This is a genomic window from Pseudomonas sp. BNK-7, assembly GCF_048072025.1.
Lineage (GTDB): Bacteria > Pseudomonadota > Gammaproteobacteria > Pseudomonadales > Pseudomonadaceae > Aquipseudomonas > Aquipseudomonas danubii.
Genome location: NZ_CP182252.1, coordinates 5,882,112 through 5,905,809, shown reverse-complemented (window position 1 = coordinate 5,905,809; position 23,698 = coordinate 5,882,112). Strand labels below are relative to the sequence as shown.

The 23,698-nt window shown below is 62.1% G+C and carries 24 protein-coding genes and 1 pseudogene; 9 read left to right on the top strand and 16 right to left on the bottom strand.

The annotated features are described in order from the left end of the window. The first annotated feature begins 7 nt into the window (after nt 1-7). Entirely contained in the window at nt 8-898 is an 891-nt protein-coding gene (locus ACMGF8_RS26470) for a pseudouridine synthase (protein WP_416757792.1), read from the top strand. A 72-nt stretch (nt 899-970) separates the two neighbouring features. Here ACMGF8_RS26470 and ACMGF8_RS26465 read toward each other — a convergent pair whose 3' ends face one another. Next, entirely contained in the window at nt 971-1,192 is a 222-nt protein-coding gene (locus tag ACMGF8_RS26465; protein WP_102860928.1) for a YgdI/YgdR family lipoprotein, read from the bottom strand. A 284-nt stretch (nt 1,193-1,476) separates the two neighbouring features. Between ACMGF8_RS26465 and moaB the strand changes: the two genes are divergently transcribed. After that, nucleotides 1,477-2,016 carry a molybdenum cofactor biosynthesis protein B gene (moaB, locus tag ACMGF8_RS26460; RefSeq protein WP_102860929.1) on the top strand — a complete coding sequence of 180 codons (540 nt, stop codon included), beginning with the start codon at nt 1,477-1,479 and terminating at the stop codon, nt 2,014-2,016. Continuing rightward, nucleotides 2,000-3,226, top strand: a complete 1,227-nt coding sequence (gene glp / locus ACMGF8_RS26455; RefSeq protein ID WP_102860930.1) for a gephyrin-like molybdotransferase Glp — start codon at nt 2,000-2,002, stop codon at nt 3,224-3,226. Before moaB ends, glp begins: the two co-directional genes overlap by 17 nt. 54 nt (nt 3,227-3,280) lie before the next feature. Here glp and ACMGF8_RS26450 read toward each other — a convergent pair whose 3' ends face one another. The 3 genes and pseudogenes from ACMGF8_RS26450 to ACMGF8_RS26440 form a co-directional block, all read right to left on the bottom strand. Beyond that, the gene (locus tag ACMGF8_RS26450) at nt 3,281-3,535 is read right to left on the bottom strand and encodes a hypothetical protein (protein WP_102860931.1); all 255 of its coding nucleotides are present in this window, start codon (nt 3,533-3,535) and stop codon (nt 3,281-3,283) included. A gap of 245 nt (nt 3,536-3,780) precedes the next feature. Then, entirely contained in the window at nt 3,781-5,238 is a 1,458-nt protein-coding gene (locus ACMGF8_RS26445; protein WP_416757789.1) for a mannose-1-phosphate guanylyltransferase/mannose-6-phosphate isomerase, read from the bottom strand. Then, a pseudogene (locus tag ACMGF8_RS26440) lies at nt 5,239-5,405 on the bottom strand (sugar transferase); the annotation flags it as partial. Between the two features lie 227 nt (nt 5,406-5,632). Between ACMGF8_RS26440 and yegS the strand changes: the two are divergent. After that, nucleotides 5,633-6,532 (top strand): lipid kinase YegS, encoded by a 900-nt coding sequence (gene yegS, locus ACMGF8_RS26435; protein WP_102860933.1) that lies wholly within the window; start codon nt 5,633-5,635, stop codon nt 6,530-6,532. A 1-nt stretch (nt 6,533) separates the two neighbouring features. Here the strand turns inward: yegS and ACMGF8_RS26430 are convergent, their stop codons facing one another. The 3 genes from ACMGF8_RS26430 to ACMGF8_RS26420 all read right to left on the bottom strand — a co-directional run bounded on the left by ACMGF8_RS26430 (nt 6,534) and on the right by ACMGF8_RS26420 (nt 9,055). Beyond that, complete coding sequence (locus tag ACMGF8_RS26430) at nt 6,534-7,193, bottom strand: response regulator transcription factor (protein WP_102860934.1); 660 nt, start codon at nt 7,191-7,193, stop codon at nt 6,534-6,536. Beyond that, the gene (locus tag ACMGF8_RS26425) at nt 7,190-8,083 is read right to left on the bottom strand and encodes a sensor histidine kinase (RefSeq protein ID WP_102860935.1); all 894 of its coding nucleotides are present in this window, start codon (nt 8,081-8,083) and stop codon (nt 7,190-7,192) included. The genes ACMGF8_RS26430 and ACMGF8_RS26425 overlap by 4 nt, the downstream gene beginning before the upstream one ends. 534 nt (nt 8,084-8,617) lie before the next feature. Next, nucleotides 8,618-9,055: a hypothetical protein gene (locus ACMGF8_RS26420; protein WP_102860936.1), complete on the bottom strand. Its 438-nt coding sequence runs from the start codon at nt 9,053-9,055 to the stop codon at nt 8,618-8,620. A 563-nt stretch (nt 9,056-9,618) separates the two neighbouring features. On the opposite strand from ACMGF8_RS26420, the gene ACMGF8_RS26415 reads away from it, so the two are divergent. Next, nucleotides 9,619-10,554: a chemotaxis protein CheV gene (locus ACMGF8_RS26415; protein ID WP_102860937.1), complete on the top strand. Its 936-nt coding sequence runs from the start codon at nt 9,619-9,621 to the stop codon at nt 10,552-10,554. 94 nt (nt 10,555-10,648) lie between these two features. Further along, nucleotides 10,649-11,452, top strand: a complete 804-nt coding sequence (locus tag ACMGF8_RS26410; RefSeq protein ID WP_416757785.1) for an MOSC domain-containing protein — start codon at nt 10,649-10,651, stop codon at nt 11,450-11,452. 81 nt (nt 11,453-11,533) lie between these two features. Here ACMGF8_RS26410 and ACMGF8_RS26405 read toward each other — a convergent pair whose 3' ends face one another. The 8 genes from ACMGF8_RS26405 to ACMGF8_RS26370 form a co-directional block, all read right to left on the bottom strand. Then, a complete protein-coding gene (locus ACMGF8_RS26405; RefSeq protein WP_416757783.1) occupies nt 11,534-11,818 on the bottom strand; it encodes a pyrimidine/purine nucleoside phosphorylase in 285 nt (94 codons plus the stop codon). A gap of 74 nt (nt 11,819-11,892) precedes the next feature. Then, nucleotides 11,893-12,432: an exonuclease domain-containing protein gene (locus ACMGF8_RS26400; RefSeq protein ID WP_102860940.1), complete on the bottom strand. Its 540-nt coding sequence runs from the start codon at nt 12,430-12,432 to the stop codon at nt 11,893-11,895. Nucleotides 12,433-12,494: 62 nt separating this feature from the next. Continuing rightward, entirely contained in the window at nt 12,495-14,480 is a 1,986-nt protein-coding gene (locus tag ACMGF8_RS26395; protein ID WP_416757781.1) for an acetyl/propionyl/methylcrotonyl-CoA carboxylase subunit alpha, read from the bottom strand. 57 nt (nt 14,481-14,537) lie between these two features. Continuing rightward, nucleotides 14,538-15,335 (bottom strand): enoyl-CoA hydratase/isomerase family protein, encoded by a 798-nt coding sequence (locus tag ACMGF8_RS26390; RefSeq protein ID WP_416757779.1) that lies wholly within the window; start codon nt 15,333-15,335, stop codon nt 14,538-14,540. Continuing rightward, nucleotides 15,332-16,489 (bottom strand): citronellyl-CoA dehydrogenase, encoded by a 1,158-nt coding sequence (atuD, locus tag ACMGF8_RS26385; RefSeq protein WP_102880409.1) that lies wholly within the window; start codon nt 16,487-16,489, stop codon nt 15,332-15,334. The genes ACMGF8_RS26390 and atuD overlap by 4 nt, the downstream gene beginning before the upstream one ends. A 41-nt stretch (nt 16,490-16,530) precedes the next feature. Continuing rightward, on the bottom strand, nt 16,531-18,147 hold the full coding sequence (gene atuC, locus ACMGF8_RS26380) for a geranyl-CoA carboxylase subunit beta (protein WP_305948732.1): 1,617 nt from the start codon (nt 18,145-18,147) through the stop codon (nt 16,531-16,533). 3 nt (nt 18,148-18,150) lie between these two features. After that, nucleotides 18,151-19,020 (bottom strand): SDR family oxidoreductase, encoded by an 870-nt coding sequence (locus ACMGF8_RS26375; protein ID WP_102860945.1) that lies wholly within the window; start codon nt 19,018-19,020, stop codon nt 18,151-18,153. Nucleotides 19,021-19,030: 10 nt separating this feature from the next. Next, nucleotides 19,031-20,821 carry an acyclic terpene utilization AtuA family protein gene (locus ACMGF8_RS26370; protein WP_305948733.1) on the bottom strand — a complete coding sequence of 597 codons (1,791 nt, stop codon included), beginning with the start codon at nt 20,819-20,821 and terminating at the stop codon, nt 19,031-19,033. Nucleotides 20,822-20,999: 178 nt separating this feature from the next. On the opposite strand from ACMGF8_RS26370, the gene ACMGF8_RS26365 reads away from it, so the two are divergent. From ACMGF8_RS26365 to ACMGF8_RS26355, 3 genes are all read left to right on the top strand, one after another. After that, complete coding sequence (locus ACMGF8_RS26365) at nt 21,000-21,623, top strand: TetR/AcrR family transcriptional regulator (protein WP_102880406.1); 624 nt, start codon at nt 21,000-21,002, stop codon at nt 21,621-21,623. 96 nt (nt 21,624-21,719) lie between these two features. Then, nucleotides 21,720-22,514: a substrate-binding periplasmic protein gene (locus ACMGF8_RS26360; protein WP_305948734.1), complete on the top strand. Its 795-nt coding sequence runs from the start codon at nt 21,720-21,722 to the stop codon at nt 22,512-22,514. Between the two features lie 95 nt (nt 22,515-22,609). Further along, the gene (locus ACMGF8_RS26355; protein WP_102861009.1) at nt 22,610-22,963 is read left to right on the top strand and encodes a pyoverdine biosynthesis protein; all 354 of its coding nucleotides are present in this window, start codon (nt 22,610-22,612) and stop codon (nt 22,961-22,963) included. A gap of 40 nt (nt 22,964-23,003) precedes the next feature. On the opposite strand, the gene ACMGF8_RS26350 is transcribed toward ACMGF8_RS26355, so the two are convergent. Next, the gene (locus tag ACMGF8_RS26350; protein WP_011062465.1) at nt 23,004-23,552 is read right to left on the bottom strand and encodes an RNA polymerase factor sigma-70; all 549 of its coding nucleotides are present in this window, start codon (nt 23,550-23,552) and stop codon (nt 23,004-23,006) included. Nucleotides 23,553-23,698 lie beyond the last annotated feature (146 nt).

Sequence of the window (23,698 nt, the reverse complement as noted above, 5' to 3'; positions counted from 1 at the left end):
CTTTTGTATGTCCACCGCGAGCTTTTCCGCTGCACAGCATCAGGCCAGTACCTTGTATCTGCCCCCTGGCTCCTGGCCGACGGTGCTGGATTGCCTGTGTGATCACTTCAAGGCCATCAGTCGTGAACAATGGCTGGATCGTATCGCCCGCGGCCGAGTGCTGGACGGGCAGGGCCAGCCCATCAGTCTGGACCTGGCCTATCGCGAAGGCTTGCGGATTCATTATTTTCGCGAGGTGCCGGATGAGAAGGTGATCCCGGTGCAGGAGACCATCCTCTATGCCGACGAGCATCTGGTGGTGGCGGACAAACCGCATTTTCTTCCGGTCACCCCTGCGGGCGAGTACGTCGAGCAGACTTTGCTGCGTCGCCTTATCCGCCGCCTGGACAACCCGAATCTGGTGCCCCTGCATCGCATTGACCGGCATACGGCAGGGCTGGTGCTGTTTTCTGCCCATCCCGGCAGCCGCTCGGCCTATCAAGCGTTGTTCCCTACCCGGCAGATCGAGAAACGCTATGAAGCCATTGCTGGCGCCTTGCCACACCTGAGTTTTCCCCTGGTGCACAAAAGCCGATTGGTGGACGGGGAGCCCTTCTTCCGCATGCAGGAAGGCGAGGGGCCGAGCAATACCGAAACCGCCATCGACGTCAGGGAAAGGCACGGCGATCTGTGGCGCTATGCCTTGTACCCGGTGACCGGCAAGAAGCATCAGTTGCGGGTACACATGAGTGCCCTTGGAGCGGCGATCTGCAATGACCCGTTCTACCCCGAGGTGCTCAAGGACGCCGAGGATGACTATGACAATCCACTGAAGCTGCTGGCTCAGGGCCTGCGCTTCATCGATCCGCTGACTGGGCAGGAGCGCGATTTCGAAAGCCGTATCAGTCTGCAGTGGTGAAAAACCGTCTCGCAGAAACAATAAAACCCGCAGCAAGCGGGTTTTATAACATCAGAGCAACCACCGTCGGACTTACAGCTCCTTGACGGTACGAACCTGATCCTTGTTGATGCGAGTGTGTTTGCCGTCCAGCTGTTCAAACTCGTAGAAGCCGGAATCCTTGTCGTATTCAGGGGTATCGACGGCCTGGATTTCGCGACCGTCATTCAGGGTGATCACTGTCGGCGAGGCGCAACCGGCGAGAGTGGCCAGGCCCAGTGCGAGCATGAGAGTGGCGAGGGTCCGTTGAGTCATTGTGTGTCTCCGAAATGAGTACTTTTGAGTGCTGGTCTTCAGACGTATACAACGTCTGCAAGTTCCTTGGCCAGGGACATTCTGTCACGTTGCCGGGCGGATCGCAGGCGTTGGCGGCTGCAGCTTAGCTCACAGCGCCTGTTTGTCCGCGGTCTGGCTTTCTCGACGGCCGGACTGCGTGTGCTGGCAGTCCGGGGCAAGGTGAAGGCCGACCCCGCAGCGGCGCCGGATCAAAGCGCTGTGATATAACACCGGGCTGTGTCTCCTACCTCTGGATCGAGCCTATGAAAGCCAAGGCTGATGTACCTTTTGCTCCCCTGAATATTGCGGTGCTGACCGTCAGTGACACCCGCACCCTGGAAACCGATACCTCCGGCCAGGTCTTCGTCGAGCGCCTGGGCGCCGCGGGCCATCGATTGGCGGCGCGGGTGTTGCTCAAGGACGATCTGTACAAGATCCGCGCCCAAGTCGCTACCTGGATCGCTGATGACGTGGTGCAGGTGGTGTTGATCACCGGCGGCACCGGTTTTACTGGTCGCGACAGTACTCCGGAAGCTGTGGCCTGCCTGCTGGACAAGCAGGTCGATGGTTTTGGCGAGCTGTTCCGGCAGATATCGGTGGCGGATATAGGTACTTCCACTGTGCAGTCCCGTGCCTTGGCCGGGCTGGCCAACGGCACCCTGGTGTGCTGCCTGCCGGGTTCCACCAATGCGGTACGTACCGGCTGGGACGCAATACTGGCCGAGCAATTGGATTCGCGGCATCGGCCGTGCAACTTCGTCCCTCACCTGAAACAGGCGGCGCCTTGTGAATCCCGTGGGTAAGCCGGGCAAGCAGGGGGCCTTGATGCCGGTGGAGCAGGCATTGGCGCGCCTGTTGGCCATGGCCGAGGCTGCGCCCATTGTCGAGCGTGAACGGCTGCCATTGGCAGCCACTGAGGGCCGGGTCCTGGCTGAGGCGCTGGTATCCAGCCTGGATCTGCCGCCTTGGCCCAACAGCGCCATGGATGGATACGCCTTGCGCGTGGAGGACTGGAAGGGCGAGCCCTTGCCGGTCAGCCAGCGGATTTTCGCCGGGCAGTCCCCCGAGCCCTTGCAGCCGGGAACCTGTGCGCGGATCTTCACTGGCGCTCCGGTGCCGGCAGGTGCGGATTGCGTCGAGATGCAGGAAAACACCCAGGTTCAGGATGATCAGCGCGTACGTTTTACCGAGCCATTGAAGGTCGGCCAGAACATCCGTCCCCAGGGCCAGGAAACCACCATAGGCGAGCAGGTCTTGGCTGCCGGTACGCGCTTGGGGCCCATCGAGCAGGGCCTGGCAGCGTCCTTGGGATGTGCCGAGCTTGAGGTGCTGCGTCGAGTCCGTGTGGCGGTGTTGTCCACTGGCGACGAACTGGTGGAGCCTGGTCAGCCTCTTGGTCCGGGGCAGATCTACAACAGCAATCGAGTGCTGCTGTGCAGTTGGTTGAAGCGTCTGGGTTGTGAGGTGCTGGATGCGGGAATCCTTCCCGACGATCTTCCCGCGACCCGTCAGCGCCTGGCGGAGTTGGGGGATGTGGACCTGATTCTTTCCACCGGCGGTGTCTCTGTGGGGGAGGCGGACTTTCTCGGCATCGCCCTGCGGGAAGCCGGTGAACTGGCCCTGTGGAAACTGGCGATCAAGCCTGGCAAACCCCTGACCTTCGGACATTTTCGTGGGGTACCGGTGATTGGCCTGCCGGGCAATCCGGCATCGACCCTGGTGACTTTCGCCCTGCTGGCGCGGCCTTATCTACTGCGGCGCCAGGGCGTGCAGCAGGTGCAACCATTGAGTTTCCAGGTGCCGGCAGGCTTTGTCTGGCCCAAGCCCGGCAATCGTCGCGAATACTTGCGTGGCCGCCTGGAGAATGGGCGAGCGATCATCTATCGCAATCAGAGCTCTGGCGTACTGCGCAGCGCTGCCTGGGCGGAAGGTCTGGTAGAGGTGCTGGAAGGTCGGACCCTGGAGGAAGGTGACGTGGTCAATTTCATTCCCTTGAGTGAAGTGCTGGAGTGAAATGTAGGATTGATCGGCCACGGGCCCGGTTCGGCGCCGGGTCCGTGCTTTGCTTCAGCGCAGCAGCAATAACAGCAGCAGTCCGAAACGGCTGTGGAAACCCCAGGTCACCAGCCCTGCCATTATCGAGGCCGCAAATGTCAACCAGGCCAGGCGTTTGATTATCGATAGCGGCCTGGAATGAGGCGGATGTGCTTCGGACGAGAGTGGCACATCGAACTCCCGAAGTGGAGGAGCCGCCAGCCAGGAGCTGTCGTTGATGCGATTGAGCGTTGAATGCCCTTGTGGATAAAACCCCTTGTCGTTCATGACGGTGCACTTCCTTGTATGAGGCGTCAGCGCCTGGCATGCACAGTCACTGATTGGCTCCGCAGGGTCAATTCAGGCAAATCTCATTCTTCGGTCAGAAAATTCACTTTGAGTCCTACGTCTCGTTTCAGGCGCCTGTACTGAGGCTGCCCGACGCCTGGGCCTGGGTTTATTTATCGGGCGAGTTGCCTGGCGAGCAGCTTCGTCACTTGCCGTTGTGGCAAATTCACGGGGCCAACGCTGTTTCAAGTGCTACCGGGGGCGGCGGGAGCTCGGCCATAAATGTCGTTGAAGCGCACGATGTCGTCTTCGCCCAGGTACTCCCCGCTTTGCACTTCGATCATTACCAGGTCGATCACCCCGGGATTGCACAGTCGATGAGGGCGACCGGGCTTGATAAAGGTCGACTCATTGGTGTCGAGCAGAAACTCGTCTTCTCCGTTGGTCACCCGGGCCATGCCGCTGACCACGATCCAGTGCTCACTGCGGTGGTGGTGCCTTTGCAGCGACAGCGAGGCGCCGGGTTTGACTTCGATACGCTTGATCTTGAAGCGCGGTCCTTCCTCAAGCACGGTATAGGTGCCCCAGGGGCGGTTCACGGTGCGGTGCAGGCGGTAGGCGTCGTGGCCCAGGCGCTTGAGCTCCTGGGCGATCAGTTTGACCTCCTGGCTGCGCTTGCCGTCGGCGATCAGCAGGGCGTCCGGGGTGTCGATGATGATCAGGTTGTCCAGGCCGATACCGCCCACCAGGCGCTGGCGTGAATCGATGTAGCAGTTGCGGACGTCATGCAGCACGGTCTCGCCGTTGCACTGGTTGCCGTGTACGTCCGCCGGGCTCAGCTCGCGCACTGCTTGCCAGGAGCCGATATCGCTCCAGCCCAGCTGGCAGGGCACCACGGCGACCTCCTTCGATCGCTCCATCACCGCGTAGTCGATGGAGATGTCCGGCGCCAGGGCGAAGCTGTCGCGGTCCAACTCCACTTGCACTTCGCGTTGGCCTTGCCTGTGGTGGCTCAGTTCCAGGCAGCGCTCGACGGCATTGACCACCTGTGGCGCGAATTTGCGCAACTCACGGAGGATCACATCAGCGCGCATGCAGAACATGCCGGCGTTCCACAGGTGCTGGCCGCCGTCGACGTAACACTGGGCAGTGGCAGCATCGGGCTTTTCGACGAAACGGCTGACCTGGAAGCTTTCACCGTGCAAGCCCAGGCCTTTCTCGATATAGCCGAAACCGGTTTCGGCATGGCTCGGCTCGATACCGAAGGTCACCAGCCAGCCTTGCTCGGCCAACTGCCGGGCGCGCGCCACCGCGGTGGCGAATGCCTGGAGGTCATTGATCAGATGATCGGCGGGCAGCACCAGCAGTTGTGCGTCAGCGCCGTAGTGCTGGTTGACGTGCAGCGCTGCGGCGGCAATGGCCGGCGCGGTATTGCGGCCGAAGGGTTCGAGGATGAAATCCAGTTCAAGCTGAGTCTTGTTCAGCGGGCGGTAGTCATCCAGGGTGCGAAAGAGCACTTCACGGTTGGTCACCGTCAGCAACCGGCCGACGTCTTTCAGGGCCGTGGCACGCACGAAGGTCTTCTGCAGCAGGCTCTCGCCGTCTGGCAGGCGCATGAAGGGTTTGGGCATCGCCTCACGGGACACCGGCCACAGGCGGGTGCCGGCGCCGCCAGCAATGATGCAGGGAATGAGCGGGCTCATTTAGAAGGCCTCGTGGATCATGATGACGGACGCGATGGTGCGGAACAGAATGTGCAGTTCAAGCCAGGCTGACCAATTTTCGATGTATTCCAGGTCGAATTCGACACGTTTTTCGATTTTTCCAGGGTATGAGGCTCATCACGGTAGTTATTGACCGGCGCCAGCCCGGCAGCGGCAGATTGCGCAGGATCAGTTGCAAGCGCAGCCGGTTGTCGAAGAACGACTCGGCGTACTAGCTATGAAAGATTTTCCTCGTTGGCAGGCTAACCTGGGTCATGAGTGGTGAGGTACGAGCCAGGCTGGCTTGGGCAAAAAAATAATCGATGGGACAGACTTATTTTGCTGTGCCCGAGGTCAACATCCCTCAAGGAACCCATAACCGGAGTCATGGTTGATGAATGAGCGCAAGGCACTGTTGATACTGCACGGCAAGCAGGCCCTCAACGATGAGGTGCGCGCTGCGGTTGAGGCCAAGCGTGCTGCCGGCTGGGAGGTTTCGGTGCGTCTGACCTGGGAGGCGGGAGATGCCCAGCGTCTGGTGAGCGAGGCGCTGGACGCCGGGCATACCCGGCTGATTGCCGGAGGCGGCGACGGTACGCTGCGCGATATCGCCGAGGCCCTGGCCAACGCGTCGACCCAGGCCAGTCTGGCGCTGCTGCCATTGGGCACGGCCAATGACTTTGCCCGGGCTGCCGGTGTTCCCCTTGATCCGGCGGCGGCCCTGGAGCTGCTGGACGTCCCGGCCCGGACGATCGACCTGGGGGAGGTTGGCGGGCAGATTTTCCTCAATATGGCCACCGGCGGCTTTGGTAGCCAGGTCACCGCCAATACCTCTGAAGACTTGAAGAAAGTCCTTGGCGGTGCCGCTTATCTGTTCACCGGGCTGTCGCGCTTTGCCGAGTTGAGTGCGGCTTATGGCGAGTTGCAGGGGCCGGATTTCCATTGGCGTGGTGAGTTGCTGGCCCTGGGCATCGGCAACGGCCGGCAGGCGGGAGGCGGGCACGAGCTTTGCCCGGGAGCCATGGCCGACGACGGCTTGCTGGATATCAGCATTCTGCCGGCGCCTCAGGAGCTGGTGGGCACTCTGAAGAGTCTGCTGGCCGGTGGCTTGGGGATCGACAATATGTTTGTCCGCGCGCGTCTGCCCTGGGTCGAGATCAAGGCCTCAAGAGGCCTGGACATCAATCTTGATGGCGAACCGCTGCAGGGCGACACTTTGCGGTTTACCGCCCGTCCTGCGGCCTTGCAGGTGCATTTGCCGGCGGATTCGCCGTTGCTCGGCGCCGCTCGCTGAGTCAGTCGTCGAGGCTGATGATGCGCTCGCGCACGGCGAACAGCACCAGCCCGGCGACGTCGAAGATCTGCAGGCGTTTCATGATCTGCGAGCGATGGGTTTCCACGGTCTTGATGCTTAAACCCAGGCCCAGAGCGATCTCCCGGGTGGACTTGCCCCGCACGATCAGCCGCAGTATTTCCAGCTGGCGAGCCGTCAGGTTGTGGTTTTCCGCAGGCTGGGGCTGGTGCTTCTGGGCTCGGGTCAGCGCCTGGTTGATCACGGTATGAGCAATGGCCGGACTCAGGTAGCGCTCGTTGTTGCGCAAGGCTTCCAGGGCGTGTTCGAGTTCGGTGGCGGTGGTGTCCTTGAGCAGATAGCCGTGGGCGCCGGATTCCAGGGCCTGCATGATCAGGGAGGGGTCGGTATGCATCGACAGAATCAGGACTTTGCTCTGGGGCCGCATTGCCTTGAGCCGGCGCAGGGCGTCCAGGCCGCCGATGCGTTTCATCGACAGGTCCAGCAGGACGATGTCCGGATGCAGTTTCTCGACCATTTCCAGCAGTTGCGCGCCGTCATCGGCTTCACCGATCACCGCGTATCCGGGAATGTCCGTGACCAGGGCACGCACGCCAGCCCGGATAAGCGAGTGGTCATCCACCAAGAGTAAATTACAGGTCAATGTGAAACCTTATTCGTGCTGGCCCGCTCCAGGGTGCGAGGGGCCCAGGGAAAGAGTGCTTCGATCTGGGTGCCTTGGTCGAGCTCGCTGGTGATCTGTAACAGGCCGCCCAACTGGCTGATTCGTTCCTGCATCCCGGCCATGCCTCGCTGGCCCAGGGCGCCGGGATCGCTGGCCGGGGCGAACCCCTGGCCATCATCGCTGATGAACAGCGAAAGGCCTTCCGGCAGTCGCTGTATTCGTACCAACAGGTTTTTCGCCTGGGCGTGGCGCAGCATGTTGGTGACCGCTTCCTGGGTGATGCGGAACGCTGCGACGGCCATCTCCTCCGGGATTCCCGACAGGCGCTGGCGGCATTCCAGGCTCCAGTGCACCGATGTGTTTTCCAGAGTCTTGAGCAGGTGGGCGCGCAGGCTGGCCTCCAGTCCCAGGCTGGCCAACTGCCGGGGATTGAGGATTGCGGACACGTCACGCACTTTGGCCAGGGTCTCTTCCAGAGTGGTGCCGAGCACCGCGCAGGAGTCCTGCAGGTCGTCCGGCAGGCGACGCTTGAGCCAATCGGTCTGCAGTTTTGCCGCTGTCAGCAACTGGCCGATGTCATCGTGCAGTTCACGGCTGAGGCGGTGTCGCTCATTTTCCTTGACCTCTAGCAGGCGTTCGGCGAGCTCCTGGGGCTGAAAGCGGATGGACTTTCGCGAATAGCCGTATTGCACCCAGATACAGGTCAGGGCCGCGATGTTGAGCAGCAGCAAGATCAGCGGCAAGGGCCGGTCCAGGCAATAGATCAGTGCGTTGCCCAGGGTCGAGCAGGAACACAGCAACAGGCTGAGCCAGCGCAGATGATCTAGAGAGAGGGGCCAAGAGAAGAGAGACTTGAGGCTGGCGTACATAGCGGATGGAGCCAATGAATGTTCGCTGCGAGAGCCCTGTCAGAAGTGGATGACGAGGCTTGTTTGAGAAACGGTGTTATTTGAATACTCGGTTTCAATCAACGTTGTCTGTTTGTCTTGTACAAGCCGAGTAGTGACTGCCGACATTGGAATCAAAGTGCCATTACTGTGTCCGTTTATGGGCGACATAATACCACCGAAGATACCGTTGGTCGCGTTTATACGCACAGTTATATATGTCCTGAAAGTCAGGAATATGGATCTGCTGCACGTTTGTTCCATTTCCTCCATGGACTTCGGGAGGGGCAATGAAAGCGCGGGATATGGGCGATGTTGCGGGCCCATACAGGGCTCTGAACAGTAAGTCCCGGGGCTGGCGCTAGTTGGAGTTGGTGAATCGATAATGTCGCTCTTGGGTATGAAATACTCAATAACGACCAGATAGTTGACCCTGAGTCTGAAGTTCTAGTGATATTTCGGATTGGCTATTGTAACTGCGGGTTTTATCTGCCAGCCAGCGGCACAAGTGCAACTTCAATGGGTGCAGGATGGATAAGCGCAGGTACAGTTTTGCGCCACTTGATCGGTCAGTTCGTTGATCAGCAGGGCCTGTTCGCTGTCATCCAGATTGAGTTGGCCGTTGTGCGGGTCGATCAATTCCAGTTGCCAGGCCATCAGGGTCAGGCAGCTTTTCAAGGCGTCGAGGATCGGATCGTTGAGGTCCACTGGATGGGCTGTACGTTTCAACACGCCATGAATGTGCAAGGCGAATTCGGCCAGCGGGCTGATGGAATGGCGTGCTGCCGTCTGGGCCAGGCACAGCAGGCTGGCGAGCAGGCAGTTGATCGCTTCTTCGTCATTCCTGATCAAGTGCAGATGGCTCAGGCAATCTTCCGATTTAGCCAGTAGAGCCTGAGCTTCAAGCAGGAACTCAGGCAGGGGGGGAGCGCACTCATGGCCGTCCTTTAGCATGCTTATCTCCATGACTTCGAGTCCGATGGCGGGATAGGGCCTTGGCTGAACGGTTTTAAGGTATGACGCGTTTTTTGCGTTTGCATATCAGATATATCTGATTTTTTTTCAGGTGGCGCGAGCGGCTGTGAGAGTGGTTGTTCATCGCTTTTGCAAGCAGCCCGAATACCGGCCACAGCAATGCGGCGCACTTGCGCTGGGGCTTGATGGGCGTGGGTGCTGAGGCTTGAAAGGGTGCTGGGCCACCTTTCTGCGATCACAAACAAAAGCCTGACTCCGTTCATGCAATGAGAATGGCGTCACATTAATGGCTATTGGATATTGCGAATATCAGGATGGTCCTGATTGTTGCTAGGGGAAACCCTTAGGCGCGGGAACTTCACGCCGCGAAGGAGGTCGCGCCGTCGGAGAGTCGTGCTGATGAATTGACCGGCTCAGTAAAGCATGATGTTAATGTGACATCAATGGCTTTCATGCGGCAATTTGCATGCGGGTCAAGATCCGGCGGATCCCGCCGATATCTGTCTTTAGTGAATTCATCAGAACAAGCCCAGGAGTCATTAATGGCCGGCATTCTCGACACGGTAGATCAACGCACGCAGCTGGTGGGTGAGAATCGCCTGGAAATCCTCATGTTCCGCCTGGCCGGTCGGCAGTTGTTCGCGATCAACGTCTTCAAGGTCCAGGAAGTCCTGCAGCTGCCCAAGCTGACCCTGATGCCGCAGCGCCACCCGTTCGTTTGCGGTGTGGTCAACCTGCGTGGCCAGACCTTGCCGGTCATCGACCTGTCCCAGGCCATCGGCATGCGCCCGCTGGTTCCGGGGCCCAACAGCACCATCATCGTCACCGAGTACAACCGTTCGGTGCAGGCGTTCCTGGTGGGCGGCGTGGACCGCATCGTCAACATGAACTGGGAAGCCATCATGCCGCCGCCCACCAGCGCCGGGCGCCAGCATTACCTGACGGCCATCAGCAAGGTTGACGAGCAACTGGTGGAAATCATCGACGTCGAGAAGGTCCTGGCGGAAATCGTGCCCTACAACGCCAAGGTTTCCCGGGACAAGCTGGAAGATCCTGTGCTCGAACGTGCTCGCGGCCGTGAAGTGCTGCTGGTGGATGACTCCAACGTGGCGCTTTCGCAACTGCGCGACACCCTCGGCCAGTTGGGGGTGAAGATGCACATCGCCAGCGATGGCCTCAAGGCTCTGAACATGCTCAAGGCCTGGGCCGACACCGGGGTCGACATGACCGACAAGTTGTTGATGGTATTCACCGATGCGGAAATGCCTGAGATGGACGGCTATCGCCTGACTACCGAGATCCGCAACGACCCACGCCTGCGTGGGCTGTATGTGGTCCTGCACACATCCTTGTCCGGCAGTTTCAACGAATCGATGGTGAAGAAGGTCGGTTGCGACAACTTCCTCTCCAAGTTTCAGCCGGACAAACTGGTGGACGTGGTCCGTCAGCGTTTGATGCTGGATGAAGTCAGCGTCTGATTCATGAGGATGTCCGGCTGCTTTTCCCTTGCACCTTTGTTTCGTCGAAGCGCTGGTATAGGGTGAGGCTTTTTGCCCACACAGGGAGCTGGACATGCGTCTTAGTGCGCTTTATCGATACCCGTTGAAATCCGCAAAGGGTGAAACCCTGCAACAGATCGGCCTGGACAAGCTCGGCCTGGAGGGGGATCGCCGCTGGATGCTGGTGGACGAGGCCAGCGGGCGCTTCCTCACCCAGCGTGCCGTGGGCCGCATGAGTCAGCTCTCGGCGTTGTGCAATGAGCAGGGTGGCCTGACCCTCAGCGCTCCAGGGTTTTCCACCCTTGACGTGCCCCTGCCAGCGGCCGATGCCGCACTGCGCGGCGTGACCATCTGGCATGACAGCCTGCGGGTGCCTGATGCCGGTGACGAAGCGGGCGCCTGGGTCAGTGACTTCATCGGCAAGCCCACCCGCCTGGTGCAGGTACCCGCGGAACGGGCGCGAAGCACCGCCGCCGGTTACGGCAGGGACGATGATCAAGTGGCGTTCGCCGATGGTTTTCCACTCTTGTTGATTGGCCAGGCATCCCTGGAGGACCTGGCCGGTCGCGTCGGGCGGCCTCTGGAGATGCTGCGTTTTCGACCCAATCTGGTGATCGAAGGCAGCGAGCCCTTTGCCGAGGACCAGTGGCGGCGCATACGGATTGGCGATGTCGAGTTTCGTGTGGTCAAGCCGTGCTCGCGCTGCATCCTGACCACCATTGACCCACAGACTGGCGAACGCAGCGCCGACCGCGAACCCCTGGCCACTTTGCAGAAATATCGCGCCCAGGCTGACGGGGCGATGTTCGGGCAGAATCTGGTCAACGACGGCAATGGTCGCTTGCAGGTGGGGATGCCAGTGACCGTCCTCGAATAGCGTTTCTTGGCCCCATGAAAAATGCCCGTCTCTTATAGGAGACGGGCATTTTTTGTCAGCGCGACAGCCGTGACAGGTGAATCAACCGCGGTATTCGCACAGGTAGGCGGTTTCCACGGCGACTTTCAGTTGGAACTTGCTGTTGGCCGGTACGTTGAACTGGCTGCCGGCAGGAAAGGTTTTCCAGTCGGCGCTGTCGGGCAGGCGCACGGTCAGGGCGCCGGACACCACGTGCATGATTTCCCGTTGCGCCGTACCGAACTCGTATTCGCCCGGGGCCATGACGCCAATGGTGGCTGGACCTTCGGCCGTGCCGAAGGCAATCGACTTGACGGTGCCGTCGAAGTACTCGTTGACTTTAAACATGGGCGATTCCTCAAGAAAGGGTCAAAAAGGTCGGCCAGTATGCACAAGGCCTCAAAGGCCGTCACCTGCCGCCATCATGGAAGAATCAGCGGCAATAAGCGCGCGGTATTGCGTGCATCTTCCAGGGCTCGATGCTGCTGGCCGTTGAACTGCATGCCGGCCAGTTGCAAGGCTGCATTCAGGCCCAGGGGGCGCTCCAGACGCCTGGCCTTGGCAAAGCGCTGCTTGAGGTTCATGTGGGGGACGTCATTCAACAGGCTGTGCAGTTGCTGGTTGTGCCACTCCAGTTGCAGTTGCTTGCGGTCATAGTCGCCCCAACTGGCCCAGCCCTCCAGGCGCGACTGATGCTGGCCCAGCCAGCGTTCGAACAGGGTCCAGACTTCGCCCAACGGTGCGGCGCTGTCGATATTGGCCTGGGTGATATGGGTCAGCTCGCGACAGAACGGCGTCAGCCTGGGACGTCGCAAGGGGCGGACGAAACGCTGGAAATGGTCCTGTTCCCGACCCTGACGGTTGACCAGTGTGGCTCCGATTTCGATGATTTCCATCTCGCTTACCGGCCAGCCCCCTTCATCCGTCGTGGCTTCCAGATCTATTACCAGCCAGTGGGGCATCGCTATTTCCAGCCTTCAAGCTCCTGATGAGGCTTGAGCGTAGCCAAAGCTGAGGCATCCGCCTAGTGCTCCATTTCCGCGGCGGGGGCGGCTTGCTCCACCTCCAGCAGAATCTGCCGGTTCTTCACCTGGTCCCCGAGGTTGACCTGGACCCGGGTGATCACTCCGTCGATCCCGGCCTTGAGCGGGTGTTCCATCTTCATCGCCTCCAGCACCAGCAGCAGTTGGCCCTTGCTGACACTCATGCCCTCGCTGACCAGTACGTCGACTATGGCCCCGTCCATGGGCGCCTTGAGGGTGCCGGAATCGGTGCTCAGTTGGCCCTGTGCCAGCGCATGGGTGCGGTCCTGCAGATGCAGGCTGCCCTGGCGGCTGCTCAGCCAGAGTTCGCCGTCGTGCAGTTGATAGATGTAGTGCCGGCGAATGCCCGCGACCTCCAGCGTGGCCCGGCGGCCATCGGCGGCCATGACCTTGATTGCCCACACGCCATCCCCCTGCCGCACGTGCAACAGGCCCGATGCCGAGGGGCTCAGTTCCAGCGACCATTGACTGTCATCCAGACCAATGCGGTAGCCCAGGGGCACACTGGCGTTGTTGCTCCAGGCACTCAGGTTTGAGCGGTGTGCGCTGGCGCTGTGGTGATAGAAGAGCGCAGCGGCAATGGCCAGTTCCTCAAGGCTGGGGCGCTGCGGTTGCAGGCTCAGGTCCTCGGCAAAATGTTCGGCGATGAAGGCGGTGCTGAACCGACCGCTGGCAAATACCGGGTGCCTGAGCAGACCGGCCAGCAGCCGGCGATTGCTCTCAAACCCTAGCAGCACGCAGTCCTCGACCCCGCGCAACAGCTTGCGCCGGGCTTCCTCGCGGGTGGCACCGTGGGCGATCAGCTTGCCCAGCATCGGATCATAGAAGGGGCTGACCCATTGGCCCTCCTGCAAGCCGTGGTCGGTGCGTATCCCCGGCGCCGGCTGCCAACGCAGGACCTGGCCGGTCTGGGGCAGAAAGTTCTGCGCCGGGTCCTCGGCGTACAGGCGAACTTCGATGGCATGGCCGTTGAGCTGCACCTCTTCCTGGGTCAAGGGCAGGGGCTCGCCGGCAGCGACTTGCAACTGCAGGGCCACCAGATCCAGGCCGGTGACCAGTTCCGTGACGGGATGCTCCACCTGCAGACGGGTGTTCATTTCCAGGAAGTAGAACTGACCGCGGGCGTCCAGCAGGAACTCCACAGTGCCGGCGCCGACATAGTTCACCGCGCGCCCGGCCTTGAGCGCCGCTTCGCCCATGGCTCGGCGCAGTTCCTCGGTCATCACCGGGCAGGGTGCCTCTTCTATGACCTTCTGATGGCGGCGCTGAATCGAGCAGTCCCGTTCACCCAGATAGATCAAGTGACCGTGCTGGTCGCCGAAGACCTGCATTTCCACGTGCCGCGGCTCGATCAGCGCCTGCTCCAGAATCAGCTCGTCGCTGCCGAAGGCATGCAGGGCTTCCGAGCGTGCGGTACGGATCTGCTCCAGCAGGTCTTCGTGCTGCTGCACCAGACGCATGCCGCGTCCGCCACCGCCGGCGCTGGCCTTGATCATCAGCGGATAACCGATGCGCTGGGCCTCGCGCTGCAAGGTGGCGTCGTCCTGCTCCTCGCCCTGGTAACCCTGGATGCAAGGCACGCCGGCTTCGAGCATGGCGATCTTCGAGCGGCGCTTGCTGCCCATCAGTTCGATGGCGGCGGCACTGGGGCCGATGAAGGTGATACCGGCGGCGGCACAGGCCGTGGCGAACTCGGGGTTTTCCGAGAGGAAGCCGTAGCCCGGATGAATGGCGTCGGCACCGCTGCGCCGGGCAGCGTCGAGGATCGCCTCGCTGTTGAGGTAGGACTGCTGCACCGGGGACGGGCCGATGTGGATGGCTTCGTCGGCCATGTGCACATGCAGGGCCTCGGCGTCGGCATCGCTGAACACGGCCACGGTGCGATAGCCCAGGGCCTGGGCGGTGCGCTGGATGCGGCAGGCGATTTCGCCACGGTTGGCGATCAGGATCTTGCTGAAGGTGGGCATACAGGCTCCCGGGAATCGGTGGGGGGCATTCGCCGGCAAGCCGGCTCCTACAAGGGCTCAGCTGGCCCAGGCCGGTTTGCGTTTCTGCACAAAGGCCAGGGTGCCTTCGAGGCCTTCGGCGCCGGTGACGGCCTGGGCGAAGTCTTCGGCGGCCTGATCCAGCAGGGGCCCCAGAGGCTGGTCGACGCTGGCCAGGAGCAGGGCCTTGGTCGCAGCGTTGGCCCCGGGCGCGCAGCGCAGGACCTGTGACAACTGCTGTTCAAGGCGTTCTTCCAGGGCCCGGGGATCAGCTTCGACAAAGTGCACCAGGCCCAGCTGCAGGGCCTCGGCACCGTCGAAGCGGGCGGCGGTCAGGGTCAGGCGTCGGGCCTGGGTCAGGCCGATGCGCCGCACCACGAAGGGGGCGATCTGCGCTGGCAGCAGCCCGAGGCCGGTTTCCGGCATGCCGAACTGCGCAGTGTGTTCGGCGATGGCGATATCGCTGACGCACGCCAGGCCGAAGCCGCCGCCCAGCACCGCGCCTTGCAGCACGCAGACCAGCACCTGGGGCGTCTGCTGGGCTTCTTCCAGCAGTGCACCGAAGGCCCGGTTCAGTTCACGGTAGGCAGCGCTGCCTCGGGTGCGGGCGCCGGCCATGTCCTTGAGGTCGCCACCGGCACAGAAATGGCCACCGGCGCCCCGCAGGACCAAGGCGCGGATGCTCCGCCGATCTCGCACGGCGGCGAGTACGGTACGCAGTTCCGCCACCATCTGCAGGCTCATGGCGTTGCGGCTCTCGGGGCGGTTGAGAGTAATGAACAGCACGCCGTGGCGTGGCTCCAGCAGCAGGGTCTGGCAGGTCGGGAGCGGGCTCATTTCTTTTTCCCCGGCAGGATGCCCATGAGTTTGCAGATGATCCCCAGCATGATCTCGTCGGCGCCACCGCCAATGGAAACCAGGCGCACATCGCGATAGGCGCGGGCCACCGGGTTGTCCCACATGAAGCCCATGCCGCCCCAGTACTGCAGGCAGCTGTCGCTGACTTCGCGACCCAGGCGCCCGGCCTTGAGCTTGGCCATGGAGGCCAGGCGGGTCACGTCCTGGCCGCGCACATACTGCTCGGTAGCCTGGTAGACCAGGGCCCGCAGGCACTCGATCTCGGTGGACAGTTCGGCCAGGCGGAAGTGGATCACCTGATTGTCGATCAGCGGGTTGCCGAAGGTGCGGCGCTCCTTGCAGTACTCGATGGTGCTGTCGACGCAGTACTCCAGGCCCTTGATCATGTTCGCTGCGCCGAACAGCCGCTCCTCCTGGAACTGCAGCATCTGCATCATGAAACCGGCGCCTTCATGACCGATTCGATTGCGCTGGGGCACCCGCACGTCGTCGAAGAACACCTGGGCGGTTTCCGAACTGCGCATGCCGAGCTTGTCCAGATGCGAACTGAGGCTGATGCCCGGGGTGTTCATCGGCACCATGATCAGCGACTTGTTGATGTGCGGCTTGTCGTCCGAGGTATTGGCCAGCAGACAGATGAAGTCGGCGCTGGGTGAATTGGTGATCCACATCTTGCTGCCGTTGATCACGTAGTCGTCGCCGTCCTTGCGGGCGTGGGTCTTGAGCCCGGCCACATCGGAACCGGCGCCGACTTCGGAGACGCCGATGCAGCCTACCTGCTCGCCCGTGATGGCCGGGCGCAGAAACTCGTCGCGCAGCTCATCGGAACCGAAGCGCGCCAGGGCCGGGGTGCACATGTCGGTCTGTACGCCGATGGACATGGGGATGCCGCCGCAATGGATGGTGCCGAACTCTTCGGCGGCGACGATGGAATAGCTGTAGTCCAGGCCCATGCCGCCGAATTTTTCCGGCTTGGAGATGCCCAGCAGCCCCAGCTCGCCGGCCTTGCGGAAAATCTCGTGGATGGGAAAGCGCCCGGCTTTCTCCCATTCCTCCACATGGGGGTTGATTTCGCGGTCGACAAATTGGCGCACCGTGCGCCGCAGTTCTTCGTGTTCCTGGGTGAAGATCATTGTTGTTCTCCTCAAGTGGGGTCAGACCGCGAAATGCCCTATCAAAACCGTGCCACACCGAAACTGTTGGGCTGCAAGACCCGGGCCTCGGCCTCATGGCAGATGTCCAGCAGATAGCCCAGCAGCGTGCGGGTATCCCGGGGGTCGATCAGGCCGTCGTCCCACAGGTTGGCGCTGCCGTACAAGGCCGTGGACTGGCTGTCGAGCTTCTGCGCGGTGACCTGCTCCAGCATGTCGAGCATCTTCGGGTCGGCTTCCTGGCCGTTCTTCGCATGCTTGGCCTCGGTGACGATGCGCAGCACCTTGCCGGCCTGGGCGCCGCCCATCACCGCGGTACGGCTGTTGGGCCAGGCGAAGATGAAACGCGGGTCCAGGCCACGGCCACACATCGCATAGTTGCCGGCGCCGTAGGAGCCGCCGACGACGATGGTCAGCTTCGGCACCCGGGCATTGGCCACCGCCTGGATCATCTTCGCCCCATGCTTGATCACCCCTTGCTGTTCCGACTCGGTGCCCACCATGAAGCCGGTGGTGTTGTGGAAAAACAGCAGCGGGGTGCGGCTCTGGTCGCAGAGCTGGATAAACTGCGCCGCCTTGCTCGCGCCCTGGGGCGTGATCGGGCCGTTGTTGCCGATAAAACCGCAGGGCCGGCCCTGGATCTGCAGGTGGCCGCACAGGGTCTGGGCATCGAACTCGCCCTTGAACTCCAGGAACTGCGAGCCGTCCGCCAGGCGGGCGATGATTTCCCGGGCGTCATAGGGCTTTTTCGGATCAAAGGGAATCAGTCCGAGCAGTTCGTCGATGGGATACAGCGGCTCGCTCCAGGTTCTGGCGGGCTGTACCGGCAGTTGAGCATTCCACGGCAACAGGCTGACGATTTCGCGGACGATGCGGATGCCGTCGGCGTCGTTCTGCGCCAGGTACTCGGCGGTACCGGCGACCTGGGCATGCATCTCGGCGCCCCCCAGTTGTTCATCGGTGGCCACCTCGCCGGTGGCGGCCTTGAGCAGTGGTGGCCCGGCGAGAAACAGCTTGGCCTTGCCGCGTACCACCACCACGTAATCCGAGAGCCCGGGCTGGTAGGCGCCACCGGCGGTGGCCGAGCCGTGGACCACGGTGATCTGGGGCAGGCCCATGGCCGACATCCGCGCCTGATTGGCGAAACTGCGCGCGCCCTCGACGAAGATCTCCGCCGCGTAGTTGAGGTTGGCGCCCCCGCTTTCCGCCAGGGTTACCACCGGCAGCTTGTTCTCCATGGCGATCTGTTGCAGGCGCAGGGACTTCTTCAGGCCACTGGGGGAAATGGTCCCGCCCTTGATCGCACTGTTGTTGGCCACTACCAGCATGCGCACCCCGCACACGTAGCCGATGCCGGCGATCAGGCCGCCGCCGGCCTGGCTGCCGTCCTTGTCGTCGTGCAGCTTGTAGCCGGCGAGGCTGGCCAGTTCAAGAAAGGGCGCGCCGGGGTCCAGCAGCAGGTTGAGGCGTTCCCGGGGCAGCAACTGGCCGCGCTTGTCGAATTTGGCCTTGGCCTCGGCCGCCTTGTTCAGCAGGTTTTGCTGCAGGGTCTGCAACTGTTGCAGGCCCGCCAGCATCGCCTCGCGGTTCTGCGCGAACTGCGGGCTGTGGGGATCGAGCTGGGATTGGATCACCGGCATGGCTCAGTCCTCGCCTTTGAGCACATCGGGCAGGTAGGCCCGATGAAAACCGTTGTACGACTCACTGTTGCGCGCCTTGGCCAACGGCCAGGCGCGGCTGCCGAGGCTGGCGGCGCCGTCGATGCGCAAGGTGCTGCCGCTGACGAAGGCCGCACCGGGGCTGAGCAGAAAGACGATGGCCGCGCTGACTTCCGATTCCGTACCGATGCGTTTGAGCGGCACGTGCTCGCGCAGGGTGGGAATGATTGCCTTGAACGCGCCTTCGTAGGTGTCCATGCCACTGGAGGCGATCCAGCCCGGGGCCACGGCGTTGACCCGGACCCCGGCGTGGCCCCATTCGTAGGCAGCGGTCTTGGTGAAGTTGTCCATCCCCGAGCGGGCCGCGCCTGAGTGGCCCATGCCGGGCATGCCGCCCCACATGTCGGCGAGCATGTTGACGATGCTGCCGCCGTGGCGGCTCATGGATTGGTTGAAGACTTCCCGGGCCATCAGGAAGCCGCCCACCAGATTGGTGCGCAGCACGGTTTCGAAACCTTTCTGGTTGATCGAAGCCAGGGGCGCCGGATATTGGCCACCGGCATTGTTCACCAGGCCATGGATCGGACCAAAGCGCTCGACCAACTGCCCTACCAGGGCCTTGACCGCTTCCTCGTCGCGAATGTCGCAGGCCTGCCAGTGGGCCTGGCCGCCGTCCTCGGCAATCTCCCCGGCAACCTTCTGCAGTTTTTCCGCCTTGCGCCCCACCAGCAGCACCTGGGCCCCCAGGGCCGCCAGCTCATGGGCGGTGCAACGACCAATGCCGCTGCCACCGCCGGTGACGATGATGGTCTGGCCGGTAAACAGTTGCGCTTTGAAAATCGAGTCGTACACCACGGCAGCTCCTTTAATTGACGGCATCGGCAATGCTCTGCGGCACCGGGATCTGGATTTCCAGCAACTGCTGGGCGAAGGCCTTGCCTTGCGGGTCGATGCGCAGGCTGGCGACACCGCCGCCGCCCAGGGCGTTTTCCAGCAGGAAGTTGAGGCCATGAATGCCCGGCAGGTACCAGCGCTGGACCCGGCCGTGGACCGGGTCCAGCACATGCCCCATCCAGTCCACCAGCACTTCGGGGGTCAGGGCTTCGGCGATCCATGGCAGGTAGTCGGGATGGCGCGCCAGCACACCGATGTTGCTGTGGTTGCCCTTGTCGCCCGAGCGCGCCACCGCCAACTTGACCAGGGGCACGCTGGCATCGGGACGACCTTGGGGCTTGGGCAGTGAATGCGGGGCGGGCAGGGCGCTGGCGTCCAGGCGGTCGACTTCGGGCAGGGCGCAGGGATGACGCTGGCCGGCGAGGTCGATTTCCAGGTGGCAGGCGTCCTTGTCCAGCAGGAAAGAAAACAGCCGGATCACTGGATACACCGTGGGTCGTCCACCGACGATGCCGGTCAGCCCTGGAGCCATGCCGGTGGCGGCCTGGGCAATCTCCCTGGAGAACAGCACCAGCGCCGCCTTGTGCGGATGGCGCACCGCCAGCTTGATCACCACTTCGCGGCTGTCCTGGCGACGGCCATGGGGGCCGTAGGTGGCTTCGCTGCCCAACAGTTCAATGTTGACTTCGCTGTAGTCCGGCCAGCCGCGCTGGCTGAACATTTCGCGGGTCTTGTCGATGATCGCCTGGCTGACCCGGCGTGCCTTGGCCACCGCGTCGATCCCGGCCATCAGGCAACTGGCGGTGCAACGGAAGCCGTCCGGGTAGGTGGCGCTGACCTTGTACTGGTGGCTTGGGGGCAGACCCTTGGCGCCCTGGACCCGGACTTCATTCGGTGCCGACTGCTGCACCTGCACCTGGGAGAAATCGCACACCACATCGGGAAGCAGATAAGCCCGTGGATTGCCTATTTCGTACAGCAACTGCTCACCGACCGTCAGCGGACTGATGAGCCCACCGGTACCCGGAGCCTTGCTGACCACGAACCCGCCGTCGGCGTCGACCTCGACGATGGGAAAGCCGATGTGCTCGTAGTCCGGCACCTCGCGCCAATCGGTGAAGTTGCCGCCACTGCACTGGGCGCCACACTCGATGATGTGTCCGGCGAGGGCCGCCTGGGCCAGGCGGTCGTAGTCCCGCCAGGACCAGGCGAATTCGTGGACCAGGGCGCCGCTGACCACCGCGCTGTCGACGCCGCGACCGGTGATCACGATATCCGCTCCCAGGCGCAGGGCCTCGACGATGCCCGGGGCGCCGAGGTAGGCATTGGTGGAGACGCACATCGGTGGCAAGGGGGCGTCACTGAACATTTCCTTGATTGCGGCGCCGGCCAGTTGCTTGAACTGCGGTTGCAGGTCGTCCCCCAGCAGCACGGCGATCTTCAGTGGCACCCCGGCCTGCTCGCAGGCGCTGCGCAAGGCACTGGCGCAGGCGTGGGGATTGACCCCGCCGGCATTGCTGATCACGCGGATCTGCTGTTCGTGGATCGACGCCAGCAGCGGCTTGAGCACCTCGACAAAATCCGTGGCGTAACCCGTGTCCGGGTCTTTCATGCGGGCCCCGGCCATGATCGACAGGGTGATCTCCGCCAGGTAATCGAACACCAGGTAATCCAGGCGTCCACCTTCCACCAGTTGCGCGGCGGCGCTGCTGGTATCGCCCCAGAAGGCGCTGGCGCAGCCGATTCGTACGGTCTTGGTCATGGCAGGGCTCTCGAGAAAAGAACTGCGAGGAGGCTACCAAGCAAGCGCTTGGTTTGTAAATGGGCGAGTGGATTCTTCGACCCAAGCGCTTGCTTGGTAGCAGTGAGGGGCTTAAATTGCGCGCGCTACAGCCGGTTTCCGGCTGAGCTTTTGACGAAGTGACGGTAGGAGAACACCGGTGGATGAGCAAAAAGCCTTGCAGGTAGTGCGCGAGCTGATCGCCAGCGGACAAGTGACCGATCCCGAGAGCGCCCGGGGCAAGCTGTTGCAGACTGCCGCGCACCTGTTTCGCAACAAGGGTTACGAACGCACCACGGTGCGCGATCTGGCCGGCGCGGTGGGTATTCAATCCGGCAGCATCTTCCATCACTTCAAGAGCAAGGACGACATCCTGCGCGCGGTGATGCAGGAAACCATCCACTACAACACCGCCTTGATGCGCGCCGAACTGGCCGAGGCCGGCAGCGTGCGCGAGCGGGTGCTGGCGCTGATCCGCTGCGAACTGCAATCGATCATGGGCGGCAGCGGCGAAGCCATGGCGGTGCTGGTCTATGAGTGGCGTTCGCTGTCCCCGGAAGGCCAGGCCGCGGTCCTGGCATTGCGGGACATCTACGAACAGATCTGGCTGCAGGTGCTGGGCGAGGCCAAGGACGCCGGATTCATCAAGGGCGATGTGTTCATTACCCGGCGCTTCCTCACCGGCGCCTTGTCCTGGACCACTACCTGGTTTCGCGCCCAGGGCAGCATGACGCTGGAGCAATTGGCCCAGGAAGCCTTGCTGTTGGTGCTCAAGGATCATTGAGGCGCTGATTTATTCTCTGCCGCGAGATTGTCGAAGCGCCTGAAAACGCCTAGCTTTACGGCATTCCTTTTCTTTTCTCCGAGGTGTGTTGCCTTGATGTCCTTGCCGCTGCGGTCAGCCTTGCGAATGCTCTTGCTGGCGCTGGCAACACTTTGGGTCTGTCCGGCCTTCTCGGCGCAGCTGGTGCGGGTCGCGGCGGCGCATTTTCCGCCCTATACCGTCCGTCCTGAAACCGGTGCCGATACCGGTTTGCTGCCGCAATTGGTGGAAGCGCTCAACCAGTCCCAGAACGACTACCAGTTCGTCCTGGTTCCCACGTCGATTCCCCGGCGCTTCCGAGACTTCGAACAAGGTAGGGTGGACCTGGCGATCTTCGAGAATCCGGCCTGGGGCTGGCAGAGCATTGCCCATACCAGTGTCGACATGGGCCTGGAAGATGCGGAGATTTTCGTTGCCCAGCGCGAGCCCGGCCGCGGCCAGGAGTATTTTGCCGAGCTCAAGGGCAAGCGCCTGGCACTGTTCAGCGGCTATCACTACGCCTTCGCCCAGTTCAATGCCGACCCCAAGTACCTGGCCGACAGCTACAACGCCACGCTTACCTACTCCCATGACAGCAACCTGCTGATGGTGCTGCGGGGCAGGGCGGACATTGCCCTGGTGACCCGTTCCTACCTCAGCGACTTCCTGGCCCGCAATGCCCAGAGCAGTGGCCAATTGCTGGTGTCCCAGCGCATCGATCAGGTCTACCACCACTACACCCTGATCCGGCCCAAGGCGCCCATCAGCGCCGAAGACTTTGCCGGGTTCCTGCAAAAACTGCGGGACAACGGCCAGATGCGCAAAATCTTCGATCCCTACCGCATCGTCGTGATGCCCGTGCCCCACGCCTGAGGCCCGGGTTTTCCCGCTTCTGCGGCGAGTGCGCCTAAATTTCTCCTCGCGGCCCACGTCACTTGGTTGAATGCCCAATGACGGTGAGCCTTGCCATGTCCCTTGTGAATCCGCTGAGTGTCGAGGCTGTGTCCGCCGGCAGGGCGCCAGTGATCGACGAAGTTGCCGGCCGGCAGCGGCTGTTCGAATGGATCTGTGCCCGAGGGGCGGCGCCCATCGATGCCCAGTCCGTCGAAGTGGCCCGGCAGGACCGGCTGGCATTCTGGCTGTCGGCGCAGGTGCACGCGCTGTACCTGGACCCGCCGGGTACGCAAGCGCCCCCGGCATTCGCCCACGCCCCCGCCTGTGCCGGGCATAACCGTTGTCGGTACTGCCAGCAGGAGTTCGATCTGTTGCACAAACGTGCGGCATTGCTGGTGCTTGGCCAGAGTGGCCTGCTTGAGGTGTGAACACGGTTCAAGCCAGGTGCTGCAGGGTGCCGGTCGCAGGTCAGCGGCGGGCGAAGGTGTCGGGTCGGTTGCCCGAGACTTTGCGGCAATGCACCAGGGCATCGCGAATCATGAAGTTCACCAGGGTCGGCGAGACACCCAGCTCCTTGGCGATGTCCTTTTGCGGAACGCCATGCAGGCGGTACATCTCGAAGGCGTAGCGCGTGCGGCTGGGCAGTTCGGTCAGGGCTTCGGCGATGTTTTCCAGGGTGGAAAAGTTCATGTGGGAGGTTTCAGGTGAGGCGCCATGAATGACCACATTCAAGCCTTCCTCTTCAGTGCCTGAATACTTCTGCTCCAAGGCCTGCTTGCGGTAGTGATCGATGGCCAGGTTGCGCACGATCTGGAACAGGTAGCTGAGCTGGGCCTTGAACGAGGAGGTGATTTGCGGCGCCGACTGCAGGCGGAAAAAGGCATCCTGGACCACATCTTCAGCCCGGGATCGGCAGCCGGTAATACGGGCTGCGATCTTGACCAGGATCAGACGGTTGTCGACAAAAGCCTGGAGTAACGGTGAATCGCACCTGCTTGTGGATACTTGTTCCGTCATGGAAATCACCTTGTTGCAAAGAGGTAAGTGGGACGTCAGAAAAATCCGACCTGTCCTACACATCGAGCGACAAATTAGGCTGAATGATAATGATTGTCAATTGAGAAAAAGAACTAATGCTCTCTGCCGGTGAAGATTGAGAACGG

Excerpts from the sequence above, each read along its gene's own strand:
- ACMGF8_RS26395 (WP_416757781.1), bottom strand. The coding sequence starts at position 14,480 with ATGCCCACCTTCAGCAAGATCCTGATCGCCAACCGTGGCGAAATCGCC.
- ACMGF8_RS26410 (WP_416757785.1), top strand. The coding sequence starts at position 10,649 with ATGCGTCTTAGTGCGCTTTATCGATACCCGTTGAAATCCGCAAAGGGT.
- ACMGF8_RS26400 (WP_102860940.1), bottom strand. The coding sequence starts at position 12,432 with ATGCCCCACTGGCTGGTAATAGATCTGGAAGCCACGACGGATGAAGGG.
- ACMGF8_RS26405 (WP_416757783.1), bottom strand. The coding sequence starts at position 11,818 with ATGTTTAAAGTCAACGAGTACTTCGACGGCACCGTCAAGTCGATTGCC.
- ACMGF8_RS26390 (WP_416757779.1), bottom strand. The coding sequence starts at position 15,335 with ATGAGCCCGCTCCCGACCTGCCAGACCCTGCTGCTGGAGCCACGCCAC.
- atuD (WP_102880409.1), bottom strand. The coding sequence starts at position 16,489 with ATGATCTTCACCCAGGAACACGAAGAACTGCGGCGCACGGTGCGCCAA.
- ACMGF8_RS26360 (WP_305948734.1), top strand. The coding sequence starts at position 21,720 with ATGTCCTTGCCGCTGCGGTCAGCCTTGCGAATGCTCTTGCTGGCGCTG.
- yegS (WP_102860933.1), top strand. The coding sequence starts at position 5,633 with ATGAATGAGCGCAAGGCACTGTTGATACTGCACGGCAAGCAGGCCCTC.
- ACMGF8_RS26420 (WP_102860936.1), bottom strand. The coding sequence starts at position 9,055 with ATGCTAAAGGACGGCCATGAGTGCGCTCCCCCCCTGCCTGAGTTCCTG.
- ACMGF8_RS26445 (WP_416757789.1), bottom strand. The coding sequence starts at position 5,238 with ATGAGCCCGCTCATTCCCTGCATCATTGCTGGCGGCGCCGGCACCCGC.
- ACMGF8_RS26355 (WP_102861009.1), top strand. The coding sequence starts at position 22,610 with ATGTCCCTTGTGAATCCGCTGAGTGTCGAGGCTGTGTCCGCCGGCAGG.
- ACMGF8_RS26470 (WP_416757792.1), top strand. The coding sequence starts at position 8 with ATGTCCACCGCGAGCTTTTCCGCTGCACAGCATCAGGCCAGTACCTTG.
- ACMGF8_RS26350 (WP_011062465.1), bottom strand. The coding sequence starts at position 23,552 with ATGACGGAACAAGTATCCACAAGCAGGTGCGATTCACCGTTACTCCAG.
- ACMGF8_RS26465 (WP_102860928.1), bottom strand. The coding sequence starts at position 1,192 with ATGACTCAACGGACCCTCGCCACTCTCATGCTCGCACTGGGCCTGGCC.
- ACMGF8_RS26370 (WP_305948733.1), bottom strand. The coding sequence starts at position 20,821 with ATGACCAAGACCGTACGAATCGGCTGCGCCAGCGCCTTCTGGGGCGAT.
- ACMGF8_RS26450 (WP_102860931.1), bottom strand. The coding sequence starts at position 3,535 with ATGAACGACAAGGGGTTTTATCCACAAGGGCATTCAACGCTCAATCGC.
- ACMGF8_RS26415 (WP_102860937.1), top strand. The coding sequence starts at position 9,619 with ATGGCCGGCATTCTCGACACGGTAGATCAACGCACGCAGCTGGTGGGT.
- moaB (WP_102860929.1), top strand. The coding sequence starts at position 1,477 with ATGAAAGCCAAGGCTGATGTACCTTTTGCTCCCCTGAATATTGCGGTG.
- atuC (WP_305948732.1), bottom strand. The coding sequence starts at position 18,147 with ATGCCGGTGATCCAATCCCAGCTCGATCCCCACAGCCCGCAGTTCGCG.
- ACMGF8_RS26425 (WP_102860935.1), bottom strand. The coding sequence starts at position 8,083 with ATGTACGCCAGCCTCAAGTCTCTCTTCTCTTGGCCCCTCTCTCTAGAT.